Origin of the sequence: Klebsiella sp. CN_Kp091 (genome assembly GCF_040065095.1) — a bacterium.
GTDB classification, from domain to species: Bacteria; Pseudomonadota; Gammaproteobacteria; order Enterobacterales; family Enterobacteriaceae; genus Klebsiella; species Klebsiella aerogenes.
Window position 1 is genome coordinate 11617 of the sequence record NZ_JBEAIO010000004.1, and the last position, 12454, is coordinate 24070.

The 12454-nt window shown below is 59.1% G+C and carries 10 protein-coding genes; 6 read left to right on the forward strand and 4 right to left on the reverse strand.

Annotation, left to right across the window (positions count from 1 at the left end):
* Nucleotides 1–20 precede the first annotated feature (20 nt).
* From lsrA to lsrG, 6 genes are read left to right on the forward strand one after another with little or no spacing between them, the layout of a single operon-like run.
* Nucleotides 21–1508: an autoinducer 2 ABC transporter ATP-binding protein LsrA gene (lsrA, locus tag ABLV17_RS03425; RefSeq protein WP_348854083.1), complete on the forward strand. Its 1488-nt coding sequence runs from the start codon at nucleotides 21–23 to the stop codon at nucleotides 1506–1508.
* The gene (gene lsrC, locus ABLV17_RS03430; protein ID WP_348854084.1) at nucleotides 1505–2539 is read left to right on the forward strand and encodes an autoinducer 2 ABC transporter permease LsrC; all 1035 of its coding nucleotides are present in this window, start codon (nucleotides 1505–1507) and stop codon (nucleotides 2537–2539) included. Before lsrA ends, lsrC begins: the two co-directional genes overlap by 4 nt.
* Nucleotides 2540–3538, forward strand: coding sequence for an autoinducer 2 ABC transporter permease LsrD (gene lsrD, locus ABLV17_RS03435; protein WP_047039109.1), 999 nt, complete (start codon nucleotides 2540–2542; stop codon nucleotides 3536–3538).
* Nucleotide 3539: 1 nt separating this feature from the next.
* A complete protein-coding gene (gene lsrB / locus ABLV17_RS03440; protein WP_004144833.1) occupies nucleotides 3540–4541 on the forward strand; it encodes an autoinducer 2 ABC transporter substrate-binding protein LsrB in 1002 nt (333 codons plus the stop codon).
* A gap of 11 nt (nucleotides 4542–4552) precedes the next feature.
* Nucleotides 4553–5440, forward strand: coding sequence for a 3-hydroxy-5-phosphonooxypentane-2,4-dione thiolase (gene lsrF / locus ABLV17_RS03445; protein ID WP_002917724.1), 888 nt, complete (start codon nucleotides 4553–4555; stop codon nucleotides 5438–5440).
* Complete coding sequence (gene lsrG, locus ABLV17_RS03450; protein WP_004181386.1) at nucleotides 5437–5733, forward strand: (4S)-4-hydroxy-5-phosphonooxypentane-2,3-dione isomerase; 297 nt, start codon at nucleotides 5437–5439, stop codon at nucleotides 5731–5733. The genes lsrF and lsrG overlap by 4 nt, the downstream gene beginning before the upstream one ends.
* Before the next feature lie 101 nt (nucleotides 5734–5834).
* On the opposite strand, the gene ygjK is transcribed toward lsrG, so the two are convergent.
* From ygjK to ABLV17_RS03470, 4 genes are all read right to left on the reverse strand, one after another.
* Nucleotides 5835–8186, reverse strand: a complete 2352-nt coding sequence (gene ygjK, locus ABLV17_RS03455; protein ID WP_348854085.1) for an alpha-glucosidase — start codon at nucleotides 8184–8186, stop codon at nucleotides 5835–5837.
* A gap of 17 nt (nucleotides 8187–8203) precedes the next feature.
* Nucleotides 8204–9262: a protein YgjJ gene (gene ygjJ / locus ABLV17_RS03460; RefSeq protein ID WP_045392273.1), complete on the reverse strand. Its 1059-nt coding sequence runs from the start codon at nucleotides 9260–9262 to the stop codon at nucleotides 8204–8206.
* A 12-nt stretch (nucleotides 9263–9274) separates the two neighbouring features.
* A complete protein-coding gene (locus ABLV17_RS03465) occupies nucleotides 9275–10708 on the reverse strand; it encodes an amino acid permease (RefSeq protein ID WP_308958053.1) in 1434 nt (477 codons plus the stop codon).
* 229 nt (nucleotides 10709–10937) lie between these two features.
* Complete coding sequence (locus ABLV17_RS03470; RefSeq protein ID WP_009485171.1) at nucleotides 10938–12371, reverse strand: amino acid permease; 1434 nt, start codon at nucleotides 12369–12371, stop codon at nucleotides 10938–10940.
* Nucleotides 12372–12454 lie beyond the last annotated feature (83 nt).

Below are 12454 nucleotides of genomic sequence, written 5' to 3' on the forward strand. Positions count from 1 at the left end.
TGTTCAATCGAGGCGCGACGATGAAGCCACTGCTTGAAGCTCGCCAGATTTGCAAACAGTTCTCCGGCGTTGCGGTGCTGAAAGGCATCGATTTCACGCTAGGCGCGGGCCAGGTGCATGCGCTGATGGGGGGGAACGGCGCGGGTAAATCGACGTTGATGAAGATTATCGCCGGTGTTGAAACGCCGGACAGCGGTGAACTGACGATCGGCGACCGCGCGTTTGCGCGCCTCAGCCCGGCGCTGGCGCACCAGCTTGGCATCTATCTGGTGCCGCAGGAGCCGATGCTGTTTCCCAACCTCAGCGTGCGCGAGAACATTCTCTTCCGCCTGCCGAAGCGGGCGGATACCGCCGCGCGGTTGCAGGACAAACTGCAGCAGCTGAACTGCCAGATCAACCTCGATGCCAGCGCCAGCACGCTCGAGGTGGCCGATCAACAGATGGTCGAGATCCTGCGCGGGCTGATGCGCGAGGCCAGGATCCTGATCCTTGATGAACCCACCGCCTCTTTAACGCCGGGTGAAACCGAGAGACTGTTTAGCCAGATCCGCGCGTTACAGGCGCTGGACGTTGGGATCGTCTTTATCTCACACAAATTGCCCGAAATCCGCCAGCTTGCCAGCCATATTTCGGTGATGCGCGACGGCGCGGTGGTGCTGAGCGGCGAGACCGCGGCATACCGCGATGAGCAACTGATTAACGCGATGACGCCGGTCAGCCGCGACCATACGCTGAGCGACACGCAAAAGCTGTGGCTGTCGCTACCGGGTAACCGCCGTACGCAACCGCAGGACTTTCCCGTGCTGCGGGTGGAAGATCTCACCGGAGAAGGTTTTATCGATCTCAATCTGGAGATCCGCGCCGGAGAGATCGTCGGTCTGGCCGGGCTGGTGGGATCCGGGCGCACCGAATTTGCCGAAACCCTATACGGCCTGCGCCCACCGCGCGCCGGGCGGATCTGGCTGGAGAACCGCGAGATTAGCCGCGACAGCACCCGCGCCAGGTTGGCCAGCGGACTGGTTTATCTGCCGGAAGACCGTCAGGTCTCGGGGCTGTTTCTTGATGCGCCGGTGCGCTGGAACACCGTGATGTTCAATCAGCCGTCATGGTGGCAGCAGGGGAAACGGGAGGCGGCGGTGGTTGAGCGCTATCACCGGGCGCTGGGGATCAAGCTGGCCGATGACGATCAGCCGGTGCGCACGCTCTCTGGCGGCAACCAGCAGAAGGTACTGCTGGCTCGCTGTCTGGAAGCTAATCCGTTGCTGCTGATTGTCGATGAGCCGACGCGCGGCGTGGATGTCTCAGCCCGCGCCGATATCTATCAACTGCTAAAAAGCGTTGCCGCGCAAAACGTGGCGGTGCTGATGATCTCCAGCGATCTGGATGAGTTCGTTGGCCTTGCCGACCGGGTGTTGGTGATGCATCAGGGCCGCTACAGCGGTGAGCTGGCGCGGCAGGCGGTGACCGTCGATCGCATGATGACCCTGGCCTTCGGAGGACAGGCATGAAAACGTTACTGAAGAATCGCGAACTGAGCGCCTTCTTTGCCATCGTGGCGCTCTTTGTCGTGCTGGTGGCGCTCAATCCAGCCTATTTCAGCCTGCAGACCCTGGCGATGATTTTCGCCAGCTCGCAGATCCTCTGCCTGCTGGCATTGGGCGCGACGCTGGTGATGCTGACCCGCAATATTGATGTGTCGGTAGGCTCGACCGTTGGGCTGTGCGCCATCGCCGTCGGCGTGGCGCTGAACAACGGTTACGGGCTGGCGACGGCTATCGCCTTCGCGCTGATGATTGGCGCGCTGGCCGGGGCTTTTAACGGCCTGCTGGTCGTGGGGCTGCGCATTCCGGCGATCGTCGCGACGCTCGGTACGCTGGGGTTGTATCGCGGAGTGATGTTGCTGTGGACCGGCGGGAAATGGATCGAGGGCTTGCCCGACAGCCTGAAATCGCTCTCGGAGCCCGCGTTTATTGGCGTGTCGCCGCTGGGCTGGCTGGTGCTGGCGCTGCTGCTGGCGGGCGGCTGGCTGCTGTCGCGCACCGCCTTTGGTCGTGATTTTTACGCCGTTGGCGATAATCTCGCCGCCGCGCGTCAGCTGGGGGTGGCGGTCAACCGCACGCGGATGCTGGCCTTTACTCTCAACGGTATGCTGGCGGCCTGCGCCGGGATCGTCTTCGCCGCGCAGATTGGTTTTGTGCCTAATCAGACCGGCAGCGGCCTGGAGATGAAAGCCATCGCCGCCTGCGTATTGGGCGGGATCTCGCTGCTCGGCGGTACCGGCACGTTGCTTGGCGCGTTTCTCGGCGCCTTTTTCCTCACCCAAATTGACACCGTACTGGTGCTGTTCCGCATTCCCGCCTGGTGGAATGACTTTATCGCCGGCCTGGTGCTGCTCGGCGTGCTGGTGCTCGATGGCCGCCTGCGCCAGGCGCTGGCCCGCCATCAGCGGGCGCTAAAGTACAGCCGTTTCCAGCCCGGTAATAAAGGGGGCAAACAGGTTGCCCGCTTTCCCGAACGCAAAAGCAAAGAGGTGGCTTAAATGAAGCTGAAGCTTAACTGGGAAAGTGCGCTGCTGGCGTTGCTGATCGCGGAAATCCTGCTATTCGGCGCGTTGAATCCGCGCATGCTGGATCTCAATATGCTGCTCTTTAGCACCAGCGACTTTATCTGCATCGGCATCGTCGCGCTGCCGCTGACGCTGGTGATCATTAGCGGCGGGATCGATATTTCGCTGGGCTCGACCATCGGCCTGTGCGCCATCGCCCTCGGGGTGATGACCCAGGCGGGCTGGCCGCTGTGGCTCGCGGTATCGCTGACGTTGCTCTTGGGGCTGCTGTGCGGGTTATTCAACGCCGCGCTGATTCACTACACCGGCATCAACCCGCTGGTGATCACGCTTGGCACGCTGTATCTGTACGGCGGCGGCGCGCTGCTGCTTTCCGGGATGGCCGGCGCGACCGGTTACGAGGGGATTGGCGGTTTTCCCGATAGCTTCACCGCCTTCGCCAATTTAACCCTCGGCGGACTGCCGCTGCCGCTGGTGCTGTTCGCGATTATCACCTTTTTCTTCTGGCTATTGGCCCATCGTGGGCGCTTTGGCCGCCACCTCTTTTTACTCGGGCAAAACCCGCGCGCCGCGCGCTATGCCGCGCTGTCGGTGAACGGCATCCCGTACGTGCTGTATGGCCTGGTTGGCGTCGCCTCGGCGGTCGCGGCGCTGGTGATGGTCTCCTATTTCGGCTCGGCGCGTTCGGATTTAGGTCGCGACCTGCTGATGCCGGCGCTGACCGCGGCGGTGCTTGGCGGGGCCAATATTTACGGCGGCTCGGGATCGATACTGGGTACCGCGCTGGCAGCGTTGCTGGTGGGGTATCTGCAACAGGGTTTACAGATGGTCGGCATCCCCAACCAGGTGTCGAGCGCGCTGTCAGGGGCGCTGTTGGTTGTGGTGGTGATGGGGCGTTCGCTGAGCCTGCACCGTGAATGGGTGCGCGCGACCTGGCGGCGTCTTTTCTCGCATAAAACAATCGGAGCATAAAATGAAATTAAAACTGATCGTGCTGGCGCTGGCGATGAGCGTAGTCACCGCACAGGCGGCGGACCGCATCGCCTTTATTCCTAAGCTGGTCGGCGTCGGCTTCTTTACCAGCGGCGGCAACGGCGCGAAAGAGGCGGGGAAAGCGCTGGGCGTGGATGTCACCTATGACGGTCCCACCGAGCCCAGCGTCTCCGGCCAGGTGCAGCTTATCAACAACTTCGTCAACCAGGGCTACAACGCGATTATCGTCTCCGCCGTCTCGCCGGACGGCCTGTGTCCGGCGCTGAAGCGGGCGATGCAGCGCGGGGTGAAAGTCCTGACCTGGGATTCCGATACCAAGCCGGAGTGCCGCAGCATCTATATCAACCAGGGCACGCCGCAGCAGCTCGGCGGCCTGCTGGTCGAGATGGCGGAAAAGCAGGTCAGCAAACCTGCCGCCAAAGTCGCGTTTTTCTACTCCAGCCCGACGGTGACCGACCAGAACCAGTGGGTGAAGGAAGCCAAAGCCAAAATCGAAAAAGAGCATCCGCAGTGGCAAATCGTCACCACCCAGTTTGGCTATAACGATGCCACCAAATCGCTGCAAACCGCCGAGGGGATCTTAAAAGCGTATCCGGATCTCGACGCCATTATCGCGCCGGATGCCAATGCGCTGCCGGCGGCGGCGCAGGCGGCGGAGAACCTCAAGCGTCAGGGCGTGGCGATCGTCGGCTTTAGTACACCGAACGTGATGCGCCCGTACGTTGAGCGCGGCACGGTGAAAGCGTTCGGCCTGTGGGATGTGGTTCAGCAGGGCAAAATTGCGGTTAACGTCGCCGATCGATTGTTGAAAAAGGGCGATCTTAACGTCGGCGACAGCGTTGAGGTGAAAGATATCGGCTCGCTGAAGGTCGAACCGAATAGCGTGCAGGGCTACCAATATGAGGCGAAGGGCAACGGTATCGTGCTGCTGCCGGAGCGCGTGGTGTTCAGCAAAGAGAACATCAACAACTACGACTTCTGACGGAGGAAAAGATGGCTGATTTAGACGACATCAAAGAGGGTAAGGACTTCGGTATCGACCGCCCGCAGCAGAACACGCTGTATACCCTGAAAGGCTGCGGCTCGCTAGATTGGGGCATGCAGTCGCGGCTGGCGCGCATCTTTAATCCGCACAGCAATCGCACGGTGATGCTGGCCTTCGATCACGGCTACTTCCAGGGGCCAACGACCGGGCTTGAGCGTATCGACCTGTCGATTGCGCCGCTGTTTGCCGACACCGACGTGCTGATGTGCACCCGCGGCGTATTGCGCAGCCAGGTACCGGCGGCCACCAATAAGCCGGTGGTGCTGCGCGCCTCCGGCGGTAATTCGATTTTGAGCGAACTCTCCAACGAATGCGTGGCGGTGGCGATGGAAGACGCGCTGCGTCTCAACGTTTGCGCGGTGGCGGCGCAGGTCTATATCGGCAGCGAATACGAACATCAGTCGATCAATAACATCATCAAACTGGTGGATGCCGGCAATCGCTACGGTATGCCGGTCCTGGCGGTTACCGGCGTCGGTAAAGAGATGACCCGCGACGCGCGCTACTTCTCGCTGGCCAGCCGGATTGCCGCCGAAATGGGGGCGCAGTTTGTGAAGACCTATTTCGTTGAGGAAGGATTTGAAAAAGTAACCGCCAGCTGTCCGGTGCCGATCGTCATCGCCGGCGGTAAAAAACTGCCGGAGCATGAGGCGCTGGAGATGTGCTGGCGGGCGATCGACCAGGGGGCGTCCGGGGTGGATATGGGGCGCAATATCTTCCAGTCCAGCGCCCCGCGCGCGATGCTGAAGGCGGTGAAAAAGGTGGTGCATGAGAATCTGAACGCCCGCGAAGCGTATCAGTTCTGGCAGGAAGAAAAACAGGGAGAGCTGAAATGAACGTCACGCTGGTGGAGATCAATATTAAACCCGAGCGGGTGGATGAATTTCTCGAGGTGTTTCGTGCCAACCACGAAGGCGCGCTGCGGGAACCGGGCAACCTGCGCTTTGATGTCCTGCAGGATCCAGAGGTGAAAACTCGCTTTTTTATCTACGAAGCCTATAAAGACGATGAGGCGGTGCTGGCGCATAAGAAGACGCCGCACTATTTAGCCTGCGTCGAAAAGCTGGAGGAGATGATGTCGCAGCCGCGGCAGAAGCGCAGCTTTATCGGCCTGTTACCGCAGGTGTGAGACGAGCCCTCACCCCGACCCTCTCCCCAGGGGAGAGGGAGAAAAGCGGCTTCGAACGGTTCCCTCTCCCTGTGGGAGAGGGTTAGGGTGAGGGGAAAACGCTACGGCTTACGGAAAAACTCGTTATACAACATATATAAATGCGCCGCGCTCCATGAGAAGTTGGGCGCGCCCTGCTGGGCGCCAGTCAGCGGATTGTAGTTCTCCTGAATCGGGCCATCGGCGGTTAATCCTTTGGCGTGCTGGAAGAAGGCGTCCGCCAGCTTCAGCGCCTCATCGCGATGACCGTAGCGCTCCATTCCCTTCAGGCCGAACCAGAACTGATCCACCCACACTCGTCCGCGCCAGTAAATATCGGCGCCAAAGGCCGGGTTGGTCAGCGCGGCGGTACCCAGCGGCACAAAGGTGTTGAACTCTTTCGGGTCGAGCATCACTGAAACCACATCGTCAGCATGTTGCTGCGTCGCCGCGCCGTTAAACAGCGGCGACCAGCCTTCCGGCCCTTTGCCGCGCTCGACGATCGGTTTACCGGCGCAGCCGTTGGCCAGCGGTAGTTCTTCGATACGAATGTCGTAATAGAAACGAGTCTGCGGGTCGAACATGCAGGTATTGATATAATCCGCCAGCTTCGCCGCCAGCGCCTGATAGCGTTTTGCCTCTTCCGCTTTGCCAAGAATCGTCGCCATCTGCGCCAGATAGTGGTTATCGCTGTACATATAGCTGGCCTGATCGACCGATTCCTGGAGCAGCGAATACCCCAGCAGGTTGCCGTCACGGTCGCGGTTTTCGGCGAATTTCACCGTCCAGTCGCTGCGTTTGCCGCCGTTGGCGACGTATTTATCCAGCTGTTCTTTATCGATAAAACCAAATACCGCCGCATCGTCGCGCCCGGACTCCCACGACGCCGCTACCTGCGCCGGAATTTCGAGGCTGTCGTAATCGCCTTTGGCCGTCACCTGTTCGTAGGCGCTAAGGCCGGAAAGCGTCTGCTCGGTTTGCCCTTTTTTCACCGTGAACAGCATGGCGCCGTCGGCGGTGTTGTGTGCCTTATCGCGGGTCGCGCCATATTCCGGCACGCCGTTACCGTTATGGTCGCGATTGCGCAACCACCAGTCGTGATAGGCCACCAGCTTCGGATACATCTCTTCCAGCCACGCTTTATCTTTGGTGACGTTATACACCTCCATTACCGACCAGGCCGCGAGGCTTGGCTTGGTGTTGCGTTCGTTCCAGTTGCCGCCGTCGCCGCCGCGCTCGGGGCTCAGGTTCCAGGCAATCAGGTCGGGCACAAATCCGGCATCCTGCGGGCGCACCTTATCATTGGCTTTAATCTGCCAGGAGAAGACGGCGCGGATATTCTCTTTGGCGATATCCGGGTTGAAGTGGGCCATGGCGTAGGCCTGTTTCCAGGTATCCCACGGCCAGGTCTGGTTGCCGGAGAACCAGCGGCCGGTCACGGATGGGGTGACGGTGTGGTAATGCACCGCGCCGCCCGGCGCGCGCCAGTTGCCGTTGAGCGTCTCAATGGCTTTCACCGCAACACGGGTCTGTTCGGCGGTAGCGTCGGGGTTGCTGAGCCCTTTTTGCAGATAGCCGTCCCAGCGCTGTTCGGAGGCGGTGAGATAGTAAGCCGGGCGCGCCAGAATATCGCGGATCTGCGCTTTTTCCCGCCGCGCTTGCTCCGCGGTGAGCAGGTGCGAATAAGTGGTGTAGAGGGTGGTGGAGCCGCGGATCTCCACGCTGCTGGTGAAGCGGTGACCGTCGATACGGGTCTCGGTTGCCAGAGAACGGTGGATCTGATACTGCGATTCGCCGGAAGTCATCAGGTCAGAGGCGGCGCGAACTTTGCCAAAGCTGATCGTCAGGCCGTCGGGCGTGGCGCTCAGACGGCGCTGATAGTCCGGGAAGGCTTCATCGATGGTTTTGCCCGATAGCGCTTTACCCTCTTTGGCGGCCAGTTTTTCCAGTAGTTCGCCATTCCATACCAGCTTCAGCGGAGTGTTGCTGGTGATTTTGGTCTCCAGCAGTGAAGTGTGGGCGCTGGCGAAGCGCAGCGTCATCTCCACCTTCACGCCGGGGGCGGTGAGGGTTTGTTTCAGCGCGCCGGGCAGGCTCCAGGCCTGCAGGGTGAAATCGACCTTTTTGCCGTTCTGATACACCGTCAGGCGATCGAAGTTGGTGGCCATAAAGTTGATGTACTCTTCGGTCAGCAGTGCCGGGCCGGGGAAACCGCCCATGGTCGCCGGGCCGTCGGGCAGCAGGTGGCCGTGCCACGCCCCGAGGTCGAAAAAGGGGTTGAAGCGCTGGTGGTCATCGGCGTCGAAATCCTGCATATACTGCGGCGCGCCGCTGCGGTCGATGACGTTTTTAAACGCCTGCGCGGTGACGGCATGGGCGGAAAAACTCAGCATCAGCGCGCAGGCCAGCGGCGTCAGCGTAGTGGTGAGGTTCATGGTATCTCGGCTCCTTGTTACCAGTAGAAGTATTGCATCAGGAAAATTTTGTCGCTCGGGTCGCCGCTGGCGTTGCTGGTATAGAAACGGCTGTCGGCGGCGGTGGCGAAACGCCCGCCGCCGTATTCGTACCAGATGCCAAATTGCATAAATGCGGTGGTTTCATCAGCGGCGTGGTCCGGGCGGTGTTTGGCGTAGCTGTATGCGGTGGAGAAGTAGAGCCCGCTTAAGGCTTCATACATGGCGCTGGCCATAAAGCCGGTTTCACTGCCGGGAACATCCAGCCCTTTGGCGCGGCCGGTATGGTGCCAGGCGCGGAAGGCCAGATTGGGCGACAGAACGCCGGTCAGGAATAGCTGTCCGGTGCCGTCGGTCACTTCAAGGCCGTTCATCCAGGTGACATCTTTGACGATGTCGTACTGCACGTAGCCGTTGACCATTGCCGGGTAGGTGTACTTATCGTCATAGCGATCATATTTGCCGAAGTGCAGCCAGGCCTTGCTTTCATCGTGATGCCCGGCCGGCGTGGCGGTGACGCTATAGCGGAAATCGCCGCTGCGGTTTTGTACCTTCAGCGCGTACATGATGTCGCGGGTATTGGGGATCACATAACCCAGATCGGGGGTAAAGTCGCCCCACCACTGCAGGTCGTCCAGCGACGAGTCCTGGCGCAGGCTGAGCATGATCTCGGTGTTGTTATCGGTTTTATAGCCGCCATAGAGGCGGTTAAGGCCGCCTTCCACGCCGCCCCAGCTGTGGCCGGGCGTCCAGGCATTGCCCTGGCTATCGGCCTGTACCGTCCAGGCTTCGCCGTAGATCAGCCCGAACCAGTGGCCGTTTTTGACCTCCAGCCCGCCCTCGATATAGGTGCCATCGCTGTATTTATGTTTATCCTCGCCTTCTAAATCCATGTAACCGCCAACCCCCAATTCGCCGTAAAAGCGGTAGGAGGTGGTGGTTAATTCCGGCGTTTTGGTATCGTCGTGCTCGGCCGGATGGACGGTCTCAGCGGCCGCCGCAGGGGCGCAAAAAGCCAGGGCAACGAGTGCCCCGTATAAGTAAGGGTTAGTTTTCATTTTTTAAGGTTTTTAAGAGGTATGGGAAGCCGGAGCCGCTTCTATTTGTTGTTGTTCCTGGGTTAATCCTTTGACGTATTTGCTGTATTTCCACCACGCGAAGCCAAGGAAAATCACGATCCCGCCGACGTTGTAGAAAATGATGGTCAGGATGTTGCCACCGGTTGGGAAGGTTGAGGCGACGAAACCGATGGCGAAAATCACAATCAGCATGGATACCACCACGATGCCGGTAGTACGCGAGCCCATGCGAAAATCGCGCGGCAGATGGTCGAGCTTGCGGCGCAGGTTGAGGTAGGCCAGCATGATGAACAGCGGCGGCAGCATGGAAGCGGCGGCGGTCATGTTGATGATGGTGTTCATCAGATCCTGCACGGTGTTGGATCCCAACGTCGGGATGATCATCAGCGGAATGACGATCAGATACTGGATCCAGGCAGCGCGTGCCGGGACACCGTTCTCATTAAGCTCGACGGTCTTTTTACCAAAGATGCCGGAGGGGATTTCCGAGAAGAAGATTTTAACCGGGGTGGCGGTCCACATCAGCAGCGAGCCAAACATCGCGGTAAACGAAACGAGGCCGACGAAGCGGTTCATCAGAATTTCCGGCAGGCCAAAATAAGCCGCCAGGCCGTGGAACACCTGCACCGATCCGCCGGTAAACTTCAGCTCTTTGCTGCTGACGAAGACGTTGATCAGTACGGAGGAGATCGAGTACAGCACGCCGATGAAGATCCCGGCAAGAATGATCACTTTGACGAAGGATTTAGAGCCGCCTTTCACATCGTTGACGTACACCGCCACCGATTCCGCGCCGCCCGCCGCCATAAAGATCCACGTGGTAATACCAAGGAACGCCCAGTTGAAGTCAGGGATCATCGCCTCGACGGTGATCGGATCCGCTGGCTGTACGCCGCCCACCAGCGCGGTACCGGCCAGCAAAATATAGGAGAGCGTCAGCAGCAGCATCAGCGATGAGGTAACGGAGGTGATAGGCCCCAGCATTTTCGCGCCGTTGGTGGAGATCCAGGTGGAGAAAGCGAACAGCGCCATGCTCAGCACGGTGGTGGCAAACGGCGTCAGAATGTATTCGTAGCCGAGGAAGGCGTAAGAGGCATAGGCGATCACGCGCGGCAGCAGCGAGGTGAAGAAAAACAGGTTTACGAACCAGTAGGTATAGGCGGTGATAAACGCCCAACGGCCGCCGAGCGAACTCTTCACCCAGGCGTAAACCCCGGCCTCGGAGTTTTTATTCAGTGACACGAACTCGGCGATAATCAGGCAAAACGGAATGAAGTAGAACAGGGTAGCGAGGAAGAACATCGGCGCCGACGCCAGCCCCAGTTCGATATTGTTGTTGATGACGTTATTGAAACTGTAAACGGCGGCAAAGGTCAGCGATAACAGGCCGAACTTGCCGATGGTATTACGTTTAGTATCAGACATAACACATCTCCACACATTGTCCTTCAGAGGGTCGCTGAAGGGGGTTGTGTTGTTTGTAGGGTAGAGGTAGTTAAGAATTAATGTCGATTTTAGTAAAACTTTTAGTAAATAGAAGTAAAGAAACCGAATAGCTTTAACTCGATCACGAAAAAGGTTGAGTAATACGTAATCAGGCGAGGGATAAAAAAATCCCGCCAGCCGACGAGGGGCTGACGGGACGACAGGAACGTTATTTACCGGCGGCGGCAGCGTTAACCGGCGCCGCGGCGCGCAGACGTTGCTGCTTTTTTTCAAAGCGGGTGATCCACCACCACGCCAGGCCGGAGAAGACCGCGGTCATAAAGACGTTGATAAAGAAAGCGTTAACCAGATCGACGCCCGGCGGGAAGGCGGAAGCGGTCATGCTAACCACGAAAATCACTATCAGCATCGATACCACGCTCATGCCCACTTTTCTTGAGCCCATACGGAAGTCGCGCGGCGTGTCATCGTGTTTCCAGCGGAAGACGAAGTAGGCGGCCATGATGAACAGCGGCGGCAGCATGGCGGTACCGGCGGTGAGATTAATGGCGGTGTTCATCATCTGCTGCACGCTGGCGGAACCGAAGCCGTTAACAATCAGCATCAGGAAGACGAACAGGAACTGCCACCAGGCGGCGCGTACCGGCACGCCGTGAGCGTTTAGCTCGGTGGTTTTCTGGCCGTAGATACCTTTCGGGATTTCCGAGAAGTGGATTTTGACCGGCGCGGCGGTCCACATCATCATGCTGCCGAAGATGGCGATAAACAGAATGATGCCGACGAAGCGGCCCATCAGCGCTTCAGAAATGTGGAAGTAGGCGCCGAGACCGGTAAAGATTTCCACCATTCCGCCAGCGTAGGTCAGGTTTTCACGGGCGACAAAGACGTTAACCAGCAGCGAACCTAAGGCGTACATGCCGCCAATCAGCACCCCGGCGGTGATGATGACTTTAATAAAGGATTTCTGCCCGCCCTTGGTGTCGTTGAGGTAGGCGGCAACGGTTTCCGCGCCGCCCGCGGCCTGGAAAATCCAGCACATGATACCGAGCGTCGCCCAGTTGATGGTCGGCTCCATCGCCGCCAGGGTAATCGGCTGCGCCGGGACGTGACCGGAACCCAGTGCGGTCAGCGCGCCGACGACGTAAATCGCGAACAAAGCGAACACGCCGTAGGCCACGCATTCGGAAATTTTACCCAGCCAGGTCGCCCCTTTGGTGGATATATGGGTGGCCATGGCGAACAGCACGATGGAGATAAGCGAGGTCACCATCGGCGAGAAGGGGATCGCGTAACCGGTGATCGCGTATGAGGCGTAGGCCACTACGTTCGGCAACAGCGAGAGGAAAAAGAACAGGTTCACAAACCAGTAGAGGAAGGAACCAAGATAGGCGGCGCGGGTACCCAGCGGCTGCTTCAGCCACGCGTACATCCCGGATTCGGAGTGTTTATTGGCCGAGACGAATTCGGCGATGATAAACACGAACGGGATAAAGTAAACGATAGTGGCGAATAAGAAGATAGGCGCGGAACTGAGACCTAACTCGATGTTATTATTGACGATATTTCGCACGTTAAAGACGGCGGTAAAGGCCATCGATAGCAGCGCGAACTTGCCGATTTTGGCACGTACAGACTCGGACATACGTCCTCCAATCATTCATCTACCCGCTTTAGCGGGCTGGAACCGAAAGGCCAACGGGCGTACCCGTTGACCTCCCTTGTCGC

Coding starts and splice junctions, on each gene's coding strand:
- lsrA (WP_348854083.1), top strand. CDS start 21: ATGAAGCCACTGCTTGAAGCTCGCCAGATTTGCAAACAGTTCTCCGGC.
- lsrC (WP_348854084.1), top strand. CDS start 1,505: ATGAAAACGTTACTGAAGAATCGCGAACTGAGCGCCTTCTTTGCCATC.
- lsrD (WP_047039109.1), top strand. CDS start 2,540: ATGAAGCTGAAGCTTAACTGGGAAAGTGCGCTGCTGGCGTTGCTGATC.
- lsrB (WP_004144833.1), top strand. CDS start 3,540: ATGAAATTAAAACTGATCGTGCTGGCGCTGGCGATGAGCGTAGTCACC.
- lsrF (WP_002917724.1), top strand. CDS start 4,553: ATGGCTGATTTAGACGACATCAAAGAGGGTAAGGACTTCGGTATCGAC.
- lsrG (WP_004181386.1), top strand. CDS start 5,437: ATGAACGTCACGCTGGTGGAGATCAATATTAAACCCGAGCGGGTGGAT.
- ygjK (WP_348854085.1), bottom strand. CDS start 8,186: ATGAACCTCACCACTACGCTGACGCCGCTGGCCTGCGCGCTGATGCTG.
- ygjJ (WP_045392273.1), bottom strand. CDS start 9,262: ATGAAAACTAACCCTTACTTATACGGGGCACTCGTTGCCCTGGCTTTT.
- ABLV17_RS03465 (WP_308958053.1), bottom strand. CDS start 10,708: ATGTCTGATACTAAACGTAATACCATCGGCAAGTTCGGCCTGTTATCG.
- ABLV17_RS03470 (WP_009485171.1), bottom strand. CDS start 12,371: ATGTCCGAGTCTGTACGTGCCAAAATCGGCAAGTTCGCGCTGCTATCG.